At 42.8% G+C, this 17,680-nt stretch carries 17 protein-coding genes; 10 read left to right on the top strand and 7 right to left on the bottom strand.

Annotated elements, in window-relative coordinates; all coding sequences use genetic code 11:
* Positions 1 to 48 precede the first annotated feature (48 nt).
* The 4 genes from ITG09_01355 to ITG09_01340 form a co-directional block, all read right to left on the bottom strand.
* Positions 49 to 2,331, bottom strand: a complete 2,283-nt coding sequence (locus tag ITG09_01355) for a YjbH domain-containing protein (GenBank protein UPR52348.1) — start codon at positions 2,329 to 2,331, stop codon at positions 49 to 51.
* The gene (locus tag ITG09_01350) at positions 2,331 to 3,203 is read right to left on the bottom strand and encodes a capsule biosynthesis GfcC family protein (protein ID UPR52347.1); all 873 of its coding nucleotides are present in this window, start codon (positions 3,201 to 3,203) and stop codon (positions 2,331 to 2,333) included. The genes ITG09_01355 and ITG09_01350 overlap by 1 nt, the downstream gene beginning before the upstream one ends.
* Before the next feature lie 17 nt (positions 3,204 to 3,220).
* Positions 3,221 to 3,922 (bottom strand): YjbF family lipoprotein, encoded by a 702-nt coding sequence (locus tag ITG09_01345; GenBank protein ID UPR52346.1) that lies wholly within the window; start codon positions 3,920 to 3,922, stop codon positions 3,221 to 3,223.
* Between the two features lie 101 nt (positions 3,923 to 4,023).
* Positions 4,024 to 4,239, bottom strand: coding sequence for a hypothetical protein (locus ITG09_01340; protein ID UPR52345.1), 216 nt, complete (start codon positions 4,237 to 4,239; stop codon positions 4,024 to 4,026).
* A gap of 250 nt (positions 4,240 to 4,489) precedes the next feature.
* On the opposite strand from ITG09_01340, the gene ITG09_01335 reads away from it, so the two are divergent.
* The 5 genes from ITG09_01335 to ITG09_01315 all read left to right on the top strand — a co-directional run bounded on the left by ITG09_01335 (position 4,490) and on the right by ITG09_01315 (position 9,127).
* Positions 4,490 to 4,924, top strand: coding sequence for a rhodanese-like domain-containing protein (locus tag ITG09_01335; GenBank protein UPR52344.1), 435 nt, complete (start codon positions 4,490 to 4,492; stop codon positions 4,922 to 4,924).
* Between the two features lie 123 nt (positions 4,925 to 5,047).
* Positions 5,048 to 5,515, top strand: coding sequence for a protein-export chaperone SecB (gene secB, locus ITG09_01330; protein ID UPR52343.1), 468 nt, complete (start codon positions 5,048 to 5,050; stop codon positions 5,513 to 5,515).
* Between the two features lie 218 nt (positions 5,516 to 5,733).
* Positions 5,734 to 6,798: an NAD(P)H-dependent glycerol-3-phosphate dehydrogenase gene (gene gpsA, locus ITG09_01325; GenBank protein UPR52342.1), complete on the top strand. Its 1,065-nt coding sequence runs from the start codon at positions 5,734 to 5,736 to the stop codon at positions 6,796 to 6,798.
* A gap of 257 nt (positions 6,799 to 7,055) precedes the next feature.
* A complete protein-coding gene (gene cysE / locus ITG09_01320) occupies positions 7,056 to 7,877 on the top strand; it encodes a serine O-acetyltransferase (protein UPR52341.1) in 822 nt (273 codons plus the stop codon).
* Between the two features lie 98 nt (positions 7,878 to 7,975).
* Positions 7,976 to 9,127 (top strand): peptidoglycan DD-metalloendopeptidase family protein, encoded by a 1,152-nt coding sequence (locus tag ITG09_01315; protein UPR52340.1) that lies wholly within the window; start codon positions 7,976 to 7,978, stop codon positions 9,125 to 9,127.
* 523 nt (positions 9,128 to 9,650) lie between these two features.
* Here ITG09_01315 and ITG09_01310 read toward each other — a convergent pair.
* Both ITG09_01310 and ITG09_01305 read right to left on the bottom strand, forming a co-directional pair.
* Entirely contained in the window at positions 9,651 to 10,286 is a 636-nt protein-coding gene (locus ITG09_01310; protein ID UPR52339.1) for a TetR/AcrR family transcriptional regulator, read from the bottom strand.
* A gap of 173 nt (positions 10,287 to 10,459) precedes the next feature.
* Complete coding sequence (locus tag ITG09_01305) at positions 10,460 to 11,623, bottom strand: nucleotide sugar dehydrogenase (GenBank protein UPR52338.1); 1,164 nt, start codon at positions 11,621 to 11,623, stop codon at positions 10,460 to 10,462.
* 152 nt (positions 11,624 to 11,775) lie between these two features.
* Between ITG09_01305 and rfaD the strand changes: the two genes are divergently transcribed.
* The 5 genes from rfaD to ITG09_01280 all read left to right on the top strand — a co-directional run bounded on the left by rfaD (position 11,776) and on the right by ITG09_01280 (position 17,134).
* Entirely contained in the window at positions 11,776 to 12,717 is a 942-nt protein-coding gene (rfaD, locus tag ITG09_01300) for an ADP-glyceromanno-heptose 6-epimerase (protein ID UPR52337.1), read from the top strand.
* A gap of 89 nt (positions 12,718 to 12,806) precedes the next feature.
* A complete protein-coding gene (gene lpxM, locus ITG09_01295; protein ID UPR53567.1) occupies positions 12,807 to 13,793 on the top strand; it encodes a lauroyl-Kdo(2)-lipid IV(A) myristoyltransferase in 987 nt (328 codons plus the stop codon).
* Complete coding sequence (waaF, locus tag ITG09_01290; GenBank protein ID UPR52336.1) at positions 13,793 to 14,851, top strand: lipopolysaccharide heptosyltransferase II; 1,059 nt, start codon at positions 13,793 to 13,795, stop codon at positions 14,849 to 14,851. Before lpxM ends, waaF begins: the two co-directional genes overlap by 1 nt.
* Entirely contained in the window at positions 14,845 to 16,110 is a 1,266-nt protein-coding gene (gene waaA, locus ITG09_01285) for a lipid IV(A) 3-deoxy-D-manno-octulosonic acid transferase (GenBank protein ID UPR52335.1), read from the top strand. The genes waaF and waaA overlap by 7 nt, the downstream gene beginning before the upstream one ends.
* Positions 16,111 to 16,120: 10 nt before the next feature.
* Positions 16,121 to 17,134, top strand: a complete 1,014-nt coding sequence (locus ITG09_01280; protein ID UPR52334.1) for a glycosyltransferase 52 family protein — start codon at positions 16,121 to 16,123, stop codon at positions 17,132 to 17,134.
* A 14-nt stretch (positions 17,135 to 17,148) separates the two neighbouring features.
* On the opposite strand, the gene ITG09_01275 is transcribed toward ITG09_01280, so the two are convergent.
* Positions 17,149 to 17,616 carry a GNAT family N-acetyltransferase gene (locus tag ITG09_01275; GenBank protein UPR52333.1) on the bottom strand — a complete coding sequence of 156 codons (468 nt, stop codon included), beginning with the start codon at positions 17,614 to 17,616 and terminating at the stop codon, positions 17,149 to 17,151.
* Between the last annotated feature and the right edge of the window lie 64 nt (positions 17,617 to 17,680).

Genomic DNA, 17,680 nt, shown 5'->3' with positions numbered 1-17,680 from the left:
TCTCGCTCTTCGAATCTCGCATCCCGTTACTCGTATCTGCCCCTAAATCTACTTAACGCTACTTGGTCTTTGGAACCAAGGTGAGCGAGCGTCGGTTTGATCGAACAAGTTGTATTGCTTATTCAGCACTTGTCCACCATCACGAGTCAGTGGTTGCCATGTGAATTGTGAACGGCTTGAGCTCGGCTTAACCGTGATTAAATCAAATGGAATCGATACGTAAAAGCCTTTGGTGTAACTGCCTTCACCGTACTCTTCTGTGGTCATGTCGGTTAAGCTAACAAACGCGCCGGCGATAACACCGCTCTTGAACTGCTTAGAGAAATCGATACGAGTACCAATATCTCCCGCTAAGAATTTACCCACACCAACTTTAAACAAAGTGTCACTTAAGAAATCCCACTGCGGCATGTAGTAGCCGGTAACAAATCCGGTGGTGCCTTTATCAATCACCTTGTAGTAAGCCTGATCTTTTTCATGGTATTGCAGCTCTTCATCAAACGTACCAAACCAACTTTCTGGGTCACGCTGGCTGATGGCTGTCGCGTCGGCACCAATTGCCCAGTTACTGTTGTATGGGCGGTAAAGTACTTCACCACCCACACCTGCAAACATGCTCTCTAGGTAGCCACCGTAAGCTTGGGTATAGATACCGCTGCCGTAGTCTTCGAACCACGTCAGCTGCAAGCGGTCTAAACGAACCGGTTCGTCAACGTAAGAACGGAAAAGCGTTCGCACTCGTGGTGTTTGCGCTGTGCCATCTTCTGGAATTTCATAATTAAACTTATCGTAGTTGTCGATCAAGTTGATATACAAAGAACCAGACAGCTCAATGTTGTTGGTCGCCCAGAAAGACGCATTAGTGTATAAGCCTAGAGCATATAGGTAAAAATCTTCCGCTGAGCCAAAAGATTGCGCCAAGTTAGGCGCGACAGACACATCAAAACGTTCTCTGCCGTCGTGATAAGCGATCGCCGATTTCGATTCGACATCACTTGGCTGTGCAGCGTCTTGAATATCCGAGTCCAAATACTGGTATGTAGCAACTTGCTTAAATTGATTGGCATCGATAGCGGTTTGATTTAACTCGCCTGCGTTGCTGGTTTCAACGATCTTATAGGTGTCAATATAGTCAGGGACATGGTTAGCAATAACCGTTGCCCCACGTTCCAGCGCAACCTCTCGATTGCGGTATTTGACCTGCTCGCCTTTCACAATCAGCGTATTGTCGTCGACCAAGACCTGTGCTTGCTCATAACCCGCGATGGTCTCAAGTTCTTGGGTCAACTTGGCCAGTTCAACCTCATCCATGCTGCTTGCTTCGCTTGGTCGCAAAGTCGCCGCTTCGGTATCTCGCCACACGGAGGCTATTTGATTAAAGTTGGTGGTTAAGTCAAAGCCCATGGTTAAGGTGTCACCACGCTCATAACTGACTTTTGCCGTTGCCCAATCAGTAAAACGGTATACTGCCCCCACGTTCCAAGGGGTATGTTGCGTCATAACCGCAGCACCATTCGTTACAGGATAATCTTGTGAATAGTCATTGCTGTCGTATTCAAGCTTAAGCGTTAATGGCTTATAAGGCGTTTGATATTCTAAACCACCATAGATTGCCGCATCGCCCTTAAACCAACGCTCAAAATCAACGCTGCCACCGTTGCCTTTAGTATCTGATGGACGTTCGCAATACTTGTCGCTTGCTTTACAGAATGGATTGGTGACGTTACCACTGGTGCCCATGTAGCCCCAGCCCATACCTAACGTGACATCAAGTGGGCCAAATCGTTTACTCGCCGCGACAAATTCGCCATCAAATAATCCTGTACCGCCAAAGTCACGCACTCCGACAGACAGCTCAGGCAAATAGTAGCCTTCTTCTATTAAGCGAACTTTAAAATCGATGCCTTTGTCAGCGTGCGTGTTACAACCACTAAAATTATTAGCAGAGCAATTAGGGTCCCCAGCATTATCCCCGCTATAAAGTACATCTTGTGTTTGTGTGTAACGAATCGTGGTTTCTAACCAAGGCATCAATTGCAGGCTAACGTTATAAAAATAATATTCGTTATTGAACGATGCACTTAGGTTGAATTCACCCTCTGGAGCCATACGCGCGGTAGGCATTTGCATTAAGCCCACACCCCCAAAATCCGATTGAGAGTGTTTTAACGTTGGCGTACTAAAGCTAGAAACCTCGACTTCAGAAGGTTGCTGCTCTTGCGTGGTGGCAGAAAGGTATTGCGCATTAACAGCAAAACTGCTGAAAGCCAGTAAGGTACCCGTAATCGAACTTGCGAGCAGGGTTAATGGAAATGATTGAGTAGCCGACATTACAGATTAACCTTATGACGTAGAAGTTCGACAATGTCTTGATTCAAAGTGGAAAACTCAGAAGGGAGCGAATCAAAGGCGATAAAAATAATAGCACCGGGAGCAAAATAAGCAGGCTTACTGTTCCAGTAGGCATAACTGATTTCATTCACTTGCCCATCGGGTTGGATGACAAATGCCGTACTGTGATCAGCAACATCTAACAACTGGTCTTTTGGCAACCGCGTTAAATAGTTATCTAGCTGAGCGTGTTCAACCAAAGGCAGCGTGTGAGCTTGCTTTACTGCCCCGACGACATTCACAGAGGTTGGGCGATCGGTTAGATATAACTCAAAATGCTGTTGTTCCGTTGATTTAGCATTAACCCCTTGCGAAGCTGTTTGTTTCGACGCCGTCGCTGACTGTTTTGATGCCATAGCTAGCTGTGTTGATGCCGCTACTGGCTTTTTTGAAACCAATAAAGGATTCTTATCTGCCTGAGACATCACTGCATTTTGGTCTAACTCAACAAAGTAACGTGCTTGATAATCAAAAGATTCGAGCTGCTTAAGCACAGATGTTGCTTGTGGCTCTTGTAAGGCTAAATGCTTGAGCTTATCCAACACCTGTTGTTTTACCTTGTCTACCTGCGGTTGAGCATTGCGATCAAATAACTGGGCAGACAGCGGGAAGTACCCTAACGCGCCATTCGCATTGGCATCCGTTAATACTTGTTCTAAGCGCGTAGGTTGCGAATATTGCAGCGTGATACCTTGCATCGGTAACTCAACCGCAAGCACTGGAACTTGGCTTTGAGCCGTGGCAAGTGGTGGCACTAGAACGCTACAAACCGTGAGTACTGCTGTGTACCCTAGTTTTTTTAAATAATTCATCTTATTCACTTACCACTTTATTCTTTAATTTGATTGGGCTTTGACTTATTCGTTTGATAAGGCTTTAGCAAGGTCAACTCTAAACGGGTCATCTCTGGGCCAAGGTATTGAACCGTTTTGACTACCTGTCCCTTTTTGTTTACCCAATACTGATTCTCAATACCTTGCCCTAGGGCTGGGTAACGGATCTGCTCTACAAACTTACGCGCTTCAATGTTCGCAATCGGAGTTTGTACGGTTTCTTCACTAATGTATGTTCGAACAATGTTTGCACTGTAGCCAAATCGGTAATCTGGTTGCCAATCGTAAGTGGCTTGCCACTCTTGAGCCTTGGGCGTTGCCGACAAATCAAAACTCGGTACTAATGCATTGGCCGGTTTAACGGTTAAACCTGATAGATTTTCATAAGGCAGTAATAAGGTTTGAACCACTCGTCCATTTTCCGTCACGATAATGGCTTTGTCTGATGACATCCATTTGAGTTGCTCAACCCCGGTTACAGGATTTTGACCAACAAAAGCCAACACCATGAAAATCTTACCTTGGTCGTTAATTTCGGCATAGATACTCGCGTAAGGCAGATCTTGAATATATTCGGCCGAGGTACTGACGTCGGCATCACCAAAGAGAGCTTCATTGAATGTCGAATTAAGATCTTGGAACTGTTGTGAGCAACCAGTAACTAGCAGCCCTAAAAATACGATAAGCGGTTTGATCATGATTATTTTGCTTCCTAGCGAGGCTATTTAGGACACACTGATATAAAAAAACCATTCTATGCTTTCACATAAAATGGTTTTATACAGACTACAACTATAAATTAGTTAGTTGTAGTTGTAGTTGTAGCGCCGCCGTCGTTAGAAGCAACAGCAACTGCTGCGCCTACTGCGACTGCTGCAGTTGTTACTGCTACTGTTGTTGCTGTACCCGCTGCTGCTGTTGATGCGCCAGCGCCTGCTGCTGCACCTTCTGCTGCTGCAAAAGCACCGCCAGAGAAGCTAACAGCTAGTGCTGCCGCTAAAGCCATTTTTTTCATAATGATTCCCATTAATATAAACGTTTATATGTTGAGGCTAAGAATGTCCTCAACTGATTGTTCAGCTTAAACAATCATTTGATAATACTAGTGAATAAACGTGTTCAAGTAAATGCATAATTTGTAGACAGAAATCATTTTGTATCTCGCCTATTATCACAACCCTATGCTCCCTCTGTATTCTCCCTTCCTTTATCGCTATACTCCTGACCTATAGTTTTTCGCCCAATAACGAATAAGAGTTCAAGACATGCAAGAGTTAGTTCCATTTGTTCAAGAGAATATGATTTTAGCCATCGTATGGATCGGCTTGGTTGTTGCCATCATTGCGAACGTTATCAAGACATCAAACGCAGCTTATAAAGAGATCACGGCAGCGCAAACCACACACATGATTAACCGTGAAAACGGTGTTGTGGTTGATATTCGTACTAAGGATGAGTTCAAGAAAGGCCATATTACTGACGCAGTTCACATTTTGCCGTCAGATATCAAAGCAAATAACTTTGGTAGCCTTGAAAGTCACAAAGCAGACCCAATCATCGTAGTATGCAAGACAGGTCAAACTGCTCAAGAAAGCGCTAACTTACTGGTTAAAGCCGGTTTCGAAAACGTAAGCGTACTGAAAAGTGGCTTAGTGGCTTGGAGCGAAGCTAATCTTCCTTTGGTTAAAGGTAAGAAGTAGTTAAAGGCAATAAACCGTTAACGACAAGAAGCAGACTGACCTGATTACACAAATATGACTTTAAGGTTTTGTTCGGCAAATATAACGAACAAAACCTAATTATAAATTTTTAAGGACAAGAAAATGGCTGAAGCAGCACAACAAGACGCACAACAGAACTTCGCAATCCAACGTATCTTTCTAAAAGATGTATCTTTCGAAGCGCCAAACTCTCCAGACATGTTTCAAAAAGAGTGGAACCCAGATGTAAAACTGGACCTAGACACTCAAAGCCGTGAACTTGGCGAAGGCGTTTACGAAGTCATCCTACGTCTAACTGTTACTGTTAAGAACGCAGAAGACACAGCATTCCTTTGTGAAGTTCAACAAGGCGGCATCTTCTCTGCAAGCGAAATGGAAGCGGGCCAACTGGCACATTGCCTAGGTGCATTCTGCCCGAACATCCTATTCCCATACGCTCGTGAAACAATTTCTAGCCTAGTGGTTAAAGGTACGTTCCCACAATTGAACCTAGCTCCAGTAAACTTTGATGCTTTGTTCATGAACTACCTACAGAGCCAAGCTCAGCAAGCTGAAGGCGAACAGGCTTAAGTCTCAAAGTAGAACTTAACTCTAACGATTCAAGTGCTAGTTAGCTTTTAAATGCACATCGCAACTTCTGCGATGTGCATTTTTTCTTTACACTGTACTAAGATTGAAAGCTCTTCTTATTTTAGTGGATAGCTTTTCCTTCTTAGTAGAACACTTTCTTCTTAATAGAGAGTTTCTACAGAACTCTTCGATTTTCCTCATTATTTTTAGGTGGAAGCATGACAGACACAACTCGCACAACTCACGCGACAGATGCTTACGGTAAAGACAGCGCTTACGGCAAAGACATCGCCATGACTGTCATTGGTGCCGGTTCTTACGGAACCTCTTTAGCGATATCTCTAGCGCGTAACGGTGCCAATGTTGTTCTTTGGGGACATGACCCTGTTCATATGGCTCGCCTTGAATCTGAGCGTGCGAACAATGAGTTTCTACCAAATATAGCTTTCCCAGACAGCTTAATCATCGAATCCGATCTTGAGAAAGCAGTAACAGCAAGTCGTGACCTTCTCGTTGTTGTGCCTAGCCACGTGTTTGGTATTGTTCTAAACAGCCTGAAACCTTACTTAGGTACGGATTCTCGCATCTGTTGGGCGACCAAAGGCCTAGAGCCAGAAACAGGCCGCTTACTTAAAGATGTCGCACATGATGTGCTTGGTGATGGGTACTCGTTAGCGGTTCTATCAGGGCCTACTTTTGCCAAAGAGTTAGCGATGGGCATGCCAACGGCTATCTCTGTCGCTTCACCAGATGAAGTATTCTTAGAAGAGCTGCAAGAGAAGATCCACTGCGGTAAAACATTCCGCGTATACGCAAACTCAGATTTCATCGGCATGCAACTTGGCGGCGCAGTGAAAAATGTTATCGCAATTGGCGCAGGCATGTCGGATGGTATTGGCTTTGGTGCTAATGCACGTACAGCACTGATCACGCGTGGTTTAGCTGAAATGAGTCGCTTAGGCGCTGCACTGGGTGCACAACCCGAAACCTTTATGGGTATGGCAGGACTGGGCGATCTAGTACTAACCTGTACTGATAACCAATCACGTAACCGTCGTTTTGGATTGGCTTTAGGTTCAGGTAAAGACGTCGATACTGCACAAGAAGAGATCGGCCAAGTGGTCGAAGGCTATCGCAACACTAAAGAAGTTTGGTTACTATCCGAACGTATGGGCGTTGAGATGCCAATTGTTGAACAAATTTATCAAGTGTTGTATCAAGGGAAAGATGCACACTTAGCGGCACAAGATCTGCTTGCTCGAGACAAGAAGTCAGAAAGGTAAAAAGCAGTAACGAGATACGAGTAAACGGGTAACGAAAAGAGTAAAAGCAGATACGAGATACGAGTAAACGGGTAACGAAGAGAAGTAAGAGCATGTTGAGCGCTTAAATAAGGCTGCTTTTCGTTACTCGCTACTCTAATCTGTTCTTTACATCTCGTTCTTCGTATCTCGAATCTCGGTTACTCGCATCTGCTCTTATAGCTCTTCGCATCTCTCATCTCGCTGCACGTATCTGGTTTAAAAGAATGGATGGAAAAATGAAACACTGTGAACAGCAAAAGGTTTGGCAATGCATTGTGAAGGAAGCTCGACAACAGTCAGAGCAAGAACCTATGCTTGCGAGTTTTTACCATGCCACCATTATCAACCACGAAAGCTTAGGCGCTGCATTAAGTTATATCCTAGCCAATAAGCTAAAGACGGCTTCAATGCCCGCAATGGCAGTGCGTGAGGTGGTTGAACAAGCATTTAAGCAAGATCAATCGATTATTGATGCGGCTGCTTGTGATATTTGTGCAACAGTAAATCGAGATCCTGCGGTCGAGATGTACTCGATGCCTCTGCTTTATCTGAAAGGCTACCACGCGTTGCAAGGTTACCGAGTGGCTAACTGGCTATGGAAGCAAGGGCGTATCGCACTTGCTACTTACCTACAGAACCAAATTTCAGTTGCTTGCCAAGTGGATATTCACCCAGCCGCTCGTATCGGCAAAGCGATCATGCTCGACCACGCCACCGGTATTGTTATTGGTGAAACTGCTGTCGTCGAAAATGATGTCTCTATCCTTCAAGACGTTACTTTAGGTGGTACCGGTAAAGAAGGTGGCGATCGTCACCCTAAAATCCGAGAAGGTGTAATGATCGGTGCCGGTGCTAAAATACTTGGCAATATTGAAGTGGGTGAAGGCGCGAAAATTGGTTCTTGCTCTGTGGTTCTTCAAGCTGTACCGCCTCATACAACTGTCGCTGGTGTTCCTGCAAAAATTGTTGGAAAACCGAAAACAGACAAGCCGTCTTTGGATATGGATCAGGGGTTTAACGGTCGCTCTCAGAACTTCATCCATGGTGATGGGATTTAAGAGCAGATTCGAGTAACCGAGATGCGAAGAGCTAAAAAGCAGGTGCGGGATTCGATTCAGCGAAATTCGAAAAATCAAGAGCAGATGAATACAACTAAATGACAATAATGATGAAACAAATTCTAGCTATTAGTCGGACTCTTTTGATATCTGCCAGCCTTGGTGTTGCTCTGTTATCTACGTCGTCATTTGCTGCATCTCAAGGTGAACTGAAAGGCGTATCAAGCGAAATCTCTCGTCAACAGAAAGCGCTCTCTTCCCAACAAAAGAAACTCGATAGCCTACAGGCAAACCTCAAGAAGCAGGAGCTATCCATCGCTTCACTTGAAAAAGCAATTCTCGATAGCAAAGCGCAGCTCAATACCGCTAATGCTAATATTGCTAACTTAGACACAAAGATTAAAGCGCTCACTGCCCAGAAAAAAGTCCAGACAGACAAGTTAGAGCAGCTCATTCAGACTTACTACATGACGAGTCGAGCTAAGGCTTCTTCTCACATTCTCAACACCGGTGTAGAAGAAGACCGCATCAGTCATTATTACCAGCACCTTGCCAAAGCTCGCTCCGCAACCATTAAAACGATTGAACAGACGCAACTCGAATTAGAAGAAAGCCACAAACAGCGTCAACTCGAGCAAGAACAAATCGCAACATTGTTAAAACAGCAAACCACTAAGCGTGACAAGTTGTCTCAGACTCAAACACAACGTAAGAAAACCGTTGGCAGTATTAAGAAGAATATTTCTGGCGACAAAAATTACTTGGCTGAACTTCAGCGAAATGAAACTCGCCTGAAAGCTGAAATAGCAAAAGCAGAAAAAGCGGCTCGAGAACGACGTAATGCAGTCCCGATGGATGGCCTAGCAAAACGTAAAGGTAAGCTACCTTGGCCGATCAAAGATAAAGTTCTACATAACTACGGTTCACGTCAAACGGGGCAAATTAACTGGAAAGGCATGGTGATCAACGCCAAGTACGGTCAGCAGGTTAAATCCGTTTACTCAGGTACGGTGGTATTTGCCGAGTATCTGCGAGGCTATGGTTTAGTGGTTCTTCTCGATCATGGTAAAGGTGATATGACGCTCTATGGCTTTAACCAAGCACTACTGAAGAAAGAAGGTGACAAGGTTAAAGCGGGTGAAGCCATCGCGCTTGCAGGTGACACTGGCGGCCAAACACGCCCATCATTGTACTTTGAAATTCGCAGAAACAGCCAAGCTCAAAACCCAAAGAGTTGGTTGGTTAGGTAAGAGCAGATACGGGATGCTCAGATCTTAAAAACAGATACGGGATTCGAGTAACCGAGATGCGAAAAGCTTAAAAACAGATGCGGGATTCGAATAAACGAGATGCGAAGAGCTTAAAAGCAGATGCGGGTGCTCCAGATACAGAAGGGTTAAAGTCGGTACGAGGAAAAGGTACTAATTAATCTTGAGCAACCCAAAAAAGTTAAGAGGCCTTGAACTAGTCACGTACAAAACCTCGTCATTCCAGAATTGAGGGACGAAATATCTGGAATCTCAGTATCATATATTATTTGTCATGTTTGATTCACCACAACACAAAGATTCCCTATCACGCTCGTACCTCGTCGTAGGGAATGACGTCGCTATTTACAATGCGTGATGAAGACATCGATACGAATAACATATTAACCAAGAGCTTTAAAAAGCGAGTGCAGTAATCGTATTAATGAGTAACCACCGCTCTTCGTATCTCGAATCTCGGTTACTCGCATCTGCTTTTAAGCTCTTCGTTTACTCGAATCTGGCGTTAGCTGTTCAACGCCCTTACACCATCTTCCAATAATGTCAGCTGCTCAAAACCTTGAGCTGTCGCAATCGGTTTAACTGTCGCGATCATCTGCAGCATTCCTTGATGGACCACTTGCTCGGTAATTTGAGCTTTTGGAGACATCGCAGATTGATACGCCAACCAACCCGATGCAATCAAGTGAAGAGACGTCACCATCGACTTCATTTCTGCATCTGTTGCCTTGAGCAAGTTCAACTCAACAAAGGCTCTCATAATATCGACAAGGTTGGTTTGCAATCTTTCTTGCACAGCCATGTAATCAAGATGGAGTTTTTCATCACGTGACAATATTTCAGGTAGATTCGCATAGAAAAATCGGTACTTCCACATTAGCGTGAAGATAGAATCTAAGTAGGTCTTTAATAGCGTCAGGCTTTCTTGCTGGCCTTGAATCGGTGTGAACCTTTCAAGCAACTCTGTCGAATAGAGAGTGAAGATATCACGGACAATTTCTTGTTTGTTGCGGAAGTGGTAGTAAAGATTACCAGGGCTAATTTCGATATGCTCAGCAATATGATTGGTCGTAATACTGCGCTCACCGTGCTCATTAAAAAGCTCTAGAGCAGCATAAACAATCTTGTCACGTGTTTTCATTGGTAATAAGTGTCCCTATCCGTTTAGAGGTTCAGTATATCGCCACTAAACGGATAGATCGAGCTGTTAACATCTGGTCGAATTAGCAAACGCTAAAATTCACCTTCAATCGATCACACCTTTAATCAATCCCAGCTGTAATCAATCGCTCGTACAATCAACCGCTACTGTAATCAATCGCTGCCAAACAGGTCTCGTGTATACACCTTATCTGCAACGTCTGCGATTTCTTCTACCATTCTATTAGATACAATCACATCCGATACGGCTTTGAACTCTTCAAGGTCAGAATAAACTTTAGAGTTAAAGAAGTGTTCTTCTTCCCATACCGGCTCATACACGACGACTTCGATGCCTTTAGCTTTTAAACGCTTCATGATGCCTTGAATCGACGACGCACGAAAGTTGTCTGAACCGGCCTTCATGATCAAACGATAAATACCGACAATTTTCGGCGAGCGCTTAATAATTGATTCCGCAATAAAATCTTTACGGGTACGGTTCGCGTCAACAATAGCACCGACAATGTTGTTAGGTACATCTTGGTAATTCGCCAACAGTTGCTTGGTGTCTTTTGGTAAGCAGTAACCACCGTAACCAAATGAAGGGTTGTTGTAATGATTGCCAATTCGAGGGTCTAAACCCACACCTTCGATGATCTGACGAGAATCTAAGCCATGCGCTTCCGCGTAAGAGTCTAATTCGTTAAAGTAAGAAACTCGCATCGCTAGATAAGTATTTGAGAATAACTTTACTGCTTCTGCTTCCGTTGAGTGAGTAAACAGTACATCGATGTTCTCTTTCTCTGCGCCTTCCACAAGAAGGTTTGCAAACACTTTAGCGCGCTCAGAACACTCACCGACGATAATGCGTGATGGGTGTAAGTTGTCGTATAGCGCTTTGCCTTCGCGCAAAAACTCTGGTGAGAACATAACGTTTTCACAGTTCAAATCTTGCTTAACGCGCTCAGTATAACCAACAGGTACCGTTGATTTGATCACCATCACGGCATTCGGGTTAACCATCATGACGTCACGAATCACCGATTCTACTGAACTGGTATTAAAATAGTTCGTTTTAGGATCATAATCTGTAGGCGTAGCGATAATAACGAAATCGGCATCTTGATACGCTTGCTTATCGGTTGTGGCTTGAAAACTCAAAGCACGATTAGCCAAAAACTCTTCAATCTCTACATCCATGATTGGCGATTGCTTGTTGTTCAACATCGATACCTTTTCTTCGATGATATCAACTGCAACAACATCATGATTCTGCGCCAACAACATCGCATTGGATAAACCTACATAACCGGTACCCGCAACTGCAATTTTCATGATAATACCTATAATTTCTGGTGCTTACTGTGCACTTATTTAAGACTAATCTGCTCATATCATACTCCGCTTAAGGAATTATTCCACTAGCCCGTCTTTGTCATTCCTTGCTATACTTGCGGTAGTTTTATATTCAAAAGAGTAGGGAAAATATGATTATCGTAACTGGTGGTGCTGGCATGATTGGCAGCAATATTGTGAAAGCACTCAATGACGCAGGCCACAACGATATTCTAGTTGTCGACAACCTCAAGAACGGTAAAAAGTTCAAGAACCTTGTAGACCTAGACATCACTGACTACATGGATCGCGACGACTTCCTAACTCAAGTTATGGCTGGCGATGATTTCGGCCCGATTGAAGCTATTTTCCATGAAGGTGCTTGTTCGGCAACGACCGAGTGGGATGGTAAATACATGATGCTTAACAACTATGAGTACTCAAAAGAGTTACTGCACTACTGTGTTGAGCGTGAAATTCCCTTCCTATATGCCTCTTCAGCTGCAACTTACGGTGAGACAGAGACTTTCATCGAAGAGAAAGAGTATGAAGGCGCATTAAATGTCTACGGTTACTCTAAACAACAATTTGACAACTATGTTCGTCGCTTAACCGCGGATGCTGTAGCGCATAACGAGACGTTACCTCAAATTACTGGTTTCCGTTACTTCAATGTTTACGGTCCACGTGAAGATCACAAAGGCAGCATGGCCTCTGTTGCTTTCCACCTAAACAACCAAATGAACGCCGGTGAGAACCCTAAACTGTTCGCAGGTAGCGAAACATTCCAGCGTGATTTTGTGTATGTCGGTGATGTTGCAGCAGTAAACCTGTGGTTCTTAGAAAATGGTGTTTCTGGCATCTTTAACCTAGGTACCGGCAATGCTGAGTCTTTTGACGAAGTTGCCAAAGCGGTAATTAAGCACCACGGTAAAGGTGAAATCGAAACGATTCCTTTCCCTGAGCATTTAAAAGGCGCTTACCAAGAGTTTACTCAAGCTGACCTTACGAAACTTCGAGCAGCTGGCTGTGATGTGGTATTTAAAACTGTGGCGCAAGGCGTTGCAGAATATATGGCACTTCAAAACAAATAAGCTTTAATACTCAGTATAGCTTTGATACTTAATATAGCTTTGATATTCAATAATAACAGCGGTTCAGATAATGAACTGCTGTAGTAGTGATTATGACCCAAAGAAACGATTTTGATCCAAAAGCCTATAATCCAACATTTAACCGAAGCTTCCTAACACCTAAATTTTGGGGAACCTGGTTCGGGGTTATTGCTGGCCTCCCTCTTGCGTTATTGCCTCTCAAAGCTCAAAAATGGCTTGCCAAAACTATTGCAGCTAAACTCGCAAAATCTCATAAAGGCCCGGCTCACCGGAGTCGTGTTAACTTTGAACTCTGCTTTCCAGAGAAGACATTTGAAGAGCGCGAAGCCCTGATTGAAAAAACACTGTTTACTGCATCACTATTTTTCATTCGCTTTGGTTTATTGAGCTTAAAACCTGCTTCGTGGCTAAAGAAGCGCTGCCAGATTAAAGGCTTAGATATATTACAAGGCCACATTGACGCCAATGAGAATGTCATATTAATGGTGCCCCACTCGTGGGCGATTGATGTACCAGCCATTCTTCTTGCGTCTATGGATATGCCAGTGTCTGCCATGGCAAAGAAACAGAAAAATGATGTAACTGATTGGCTTATGCACAAGCAACGTGTTCAACACGGTGGCCGTGTATATGAGCGTTCTGGTGGAATAAAACCATTTTTGAAATCAATTCGAGATGGCTATATCGGATACTACCTGCCAGACCAAGATCATGGGCCTGAGCATAGTGTTTTTGTCGACTTTTTCGCGACAAGAAAAGCGACTCTGCCAGGTTTAGGGAAAATAGCGAAGCTATCTCGCGCAAAAGTCTTGCCATTGTTTGCCTCAATGAATACCGAAGACGGCTCTTTTAATATCGAGATATTACCGGCTTTTGAGCTCGATAAAGGTGAAGAGCAAGACGCAAGAACGTGTAATCAAGCTATCGAATATTTTGTTGGGGACAAACCTGAACAGTACATGTGGATACTTCAGCTTTTGCACTCTCAAGAAGATGGCAATAATTACTACAACCTCTTCAAACCAAGATACAAAACAGACTGGCGCATAAAGTAATGAAAAAGATCCTAATTATTGGTCCTTCATGGGTTGGCGACATGGTTATGTCTCAATCACTCTATATTGTATTGAAGAAGCTTCACCCTGAAAGCCAGATAGACGTGATTGCTCCAGGGTGGTGTAAACCAATCCTTGAACGTATGCCAGAAATACACCAAGCAATTGAGATGCCTATTGGCCATGGCGCATTTAACTTATTGGGTCGTCGAGAGATAGGTAAATCTTTGCGTGCAAACCAATATGACCACGCCTATATTTTACCGAAATCTGCCAAGTCTGCCCTTATTCCTTGGTTTGCCAACATCCCACTGCGTACAGGTTGGAAAGGTGAAATGCGCTATGGTCTATTAAACGACCTGCGCCCTAACATGAAGTCTTTCCAATACATGGTTGAGCGCTATGTTGCCCTAGCCTACACCGAAAAAGAGATGATTGACTCTTCATCGCTGGGTGGCCTAGATACTCTTCCTCGTCCTCAATTATTCATTAATGAAACGGAACAAACAGCAACCATTGCCAAATTTAACCTAGAGAATGACAGCTCAATTATTGGCTTATGTCCAGGTGCAGAGTTCGGCCCAGCCAAAAAATGGCCGGAAGAACACTACGCAGAGGTTGCAACTCACATGAGCCAAGCCGGCAAACAAATATGGCTATTTGGCTCACAAAAAGATCTCGAAACTTGCAACAACATCAAAGCATTAGTACCTAAAGAGCTGCAATACCGTATTCATGTTTTATCTGGCCAAACAAGCTTAATTGAAGCTGTTGATTTACTGGGTGCGTGCGACACCGTGGTTGCCAACGATTCAGGTTTAATGCACGTCGCTGCTGCAGTCGGTTGCAATGTCGTTGCGGTATATGGTTCCACATCACCTAAATACACCCCGCCGTTGGCTGAGAAAGTAGAGATTGTGCAAACCGACATCGACTGCCGCCCATGCTTTAAGCGCGAATGTGAATTCAAGCACCTGAAATGCCTTACTGAGCTATCTCCTAAGCAAGTGCTCGATAGCATTCAAAAACTGGAAGCCATTTCGGTCAGCGCATGCTAATCCGCATTCTTTATACAGCTGTGCTAACACTAGCAGCACCAATCTTGCTATTTGGCTTATATAAAAATAAACCCAATAAGCCTAAGTTTGGTGCTCGCTGGAAAGAGCATTTTGGTTTCACTCCAAAGCTAGTCAGTGACGTATCTCCCATTTGGATTCATGCGGTCTCTGTTGGTGAAAGCATTGCCGCTGTACCTCTAATTAAAGAACTAAAGAAACAAGCCCCTAATCAACCCATTTTGGTCACCACAACTACAAGCACCGGGGCTGAGCAAATCGCAAAACTCGGCGATCTTGTTGAACACCGTTACATGCCTATCGACTTTAGCTTTGCTGTTAAAGGTTTCCTAAAAGCGATAAAACCAACACAGATGCTGATTATCGAAACCGAGCTTTGGCCAAATACACTTAACGTGGTTAATAAAGCAGAGATTCCAATTACCGTCGTTAACGCTCGTCTATCAGAAAAGTCATGTAACAACTATGCCAAGGTTCAACCGCTATTTAATTTGCTGCATCCCTGCCTAACCAAAATACTTTGCCAAACTGAATCTGACGCTGCACGCTTCGAATGTTTAGGTGTAGATAAAAACAAATTGGCTATCACTGGTTCAATTAAGTTTGATATTCAAATTTCAGACGAAGTAAAAGAAAAAGGCAAAGCACTAAGGGCTGAGCTTGGTGCAAACCGTCCTGTATGGATAGCTGCCAGCACTCATAAGGGTGAAGATGAACAGGTGTTAGATGCCCATCAGAAGGTTCTAGAGGCACACCCAAATGCACTTCTTATTATAGTTCCTCGCCACCCAGAGCGATTTGATAGTGTGTTTGAGCTTTGCCAGCAACGAGGGTTTAATACCATTCGTCGAACAGGGCAAGCAAAAGTAACCGAATCGACCCAAGTTTACTTAGGCGATACCATGGGAGAAATGTTGATACTAATTGGTGCAGCCGATATCTGCTTTATGGGTGGAAGCCTAATTGGAGATAAAGTAGGTGGGCACAATGTATTAGAGCCTGCGGCTTTAGGTATCCCGGTGGTTACTGGGCCGAGCTATTTTAACTTTTCAGAAGTTGTGAATCAGTTGATATCAAATGATGGTATAGTTATCTCAAATAAAAAAAAATTGAACTACACTGTCGACTTTCATTTATCTAATGTTAAGGAACGAGATACCCTCGCAATAAATGCATTAAAAGTGGTAGCGATTAACATTGGTTCTATAAAAAACACAATGAAGCAGATACAAAGTATATAGGCAGCCAACTATGAACTTATTCCTTGTAACATCTCCATTTCAATATATTTGTGCTAATGAAGCCAGGTACCAATATCAAACATCTAAAAATATTCTTGTTATTATCGAGCAAGACTCGGAACCAGGAATAACTCAACAGAAAAAAACGGTTAACCCAAATGACTGGGACTACGTAATACGTGTAGAGAGAAAAAATAGAAGTAAGAACATACCTCTCACTATAAAAAAAATAAAGGAAATACTAAATAATGAAAGTATAGATAATTTTTTCCATGGTGAATATAAATCATGGCGTACGAAGCTAATGCTGAGAAATCTTCCTGTAATAAAGGAGATCTACTTTGACGATGGTACATTAACAATCAATGAATACGAAGAATCAATTAGACCAAAAACTGTATACCATAGATCAAGGTTTATACAGGACTTAACGATTCGATTAAGAGGCTGCAAGCCAATAGGGAAAATGGAACAAAGTAATAACTTTGAAATATTCACTATCTTTGATATTCCAAACCCAGAACATAAAATAATCAAAAATACACTTTCAAAACTGAAAGATAAACATAAATCGGAAACCTTATATGATAAGGATTCCCCTTTAGGATTTATCGGGCAAGGCGCAATTGGACATAAGAGAAGAAAAACAATCGATGCTTATGAAGAGGAAATAAAGTTCTTTATCAAAGAGCATAAAAAATCAATTCTCTATTTTCCACACAGAACAGAATCAAGTGAAGTACGTGAGCGTCTAAGTAAAATAGAAGGCCTAGAATATCATATTTGCGAATTACCCCTTGAATTAGAAATACTCGAAAAACAAATATATTTATCCGGCCTTATCGGTATTTTATCAACAGCACAGTACACTGCATTATTGTTATACCCTAACATGCCTATATTTAACCTTGTTAATAAAAAGCAAAGCTCTGATTTTTCACTAACAGATATTGTTCAGAAAAGAGAGGAGCGAATATTAGATATGTTCAATAGAAGTAGAATTGTGAATATTAATATCTCATAGAAAAAATGGCGCTCCTAAGGCGCCTTTTTTAATGGAGATCTAACATATTTTTCATTAGCTACTTTCAAATATCCCATCTTTATAAATAGATGTTGTGATGATTGATTACTCTCCAAAATCGTAGCATGCAATGTTAGCTCTGGATGTTGGCTGTCAACATTTTTTAATGCCATCGTTGCTATACCCTGACCATAGTTATCTGGTGAGATAAATATAGACACCAAAAAATCACTATTTTTAATATGATCTAACCTGACGACACCAAGAGCATGTCCAGCGCTATCCACTATTATATAAAAGTAATCTATATCATTTGATAGCTTTTCATTCATCCACTGTTTGTGCTCTTCCCATGTGGGAACTTTTGGGTTCAGAGCATACTTTCTAGTATTCGGATGGCACTGCCAAGTGTATACAAGCTCGATATCATCATAACTTGCAGGTCTTAATTTCACTTGAGGATGTTTTTTTTCACTAAGCAACGATCAATTTCCACTTCTAGAACATTGTAAGCTCTATTCAATTACTTAACATACATTAGTAATA

The sequence above is a fragment of the Vibrio cyclitrophicus genome (assembly GCA_023206055.1).
Classification (GTDB): domain Bacteria; phylum Pseudomonadota; class Gammaproteobacteria; order Enterobacterales; family Vibrionaceae; genus Vibrio; species Vibrio cyclitrophicus_A.
Note: the sequence above shows the minus strand (reverse complement) of the source record. Positions and strands in the feature narration are given on the sequence as shown.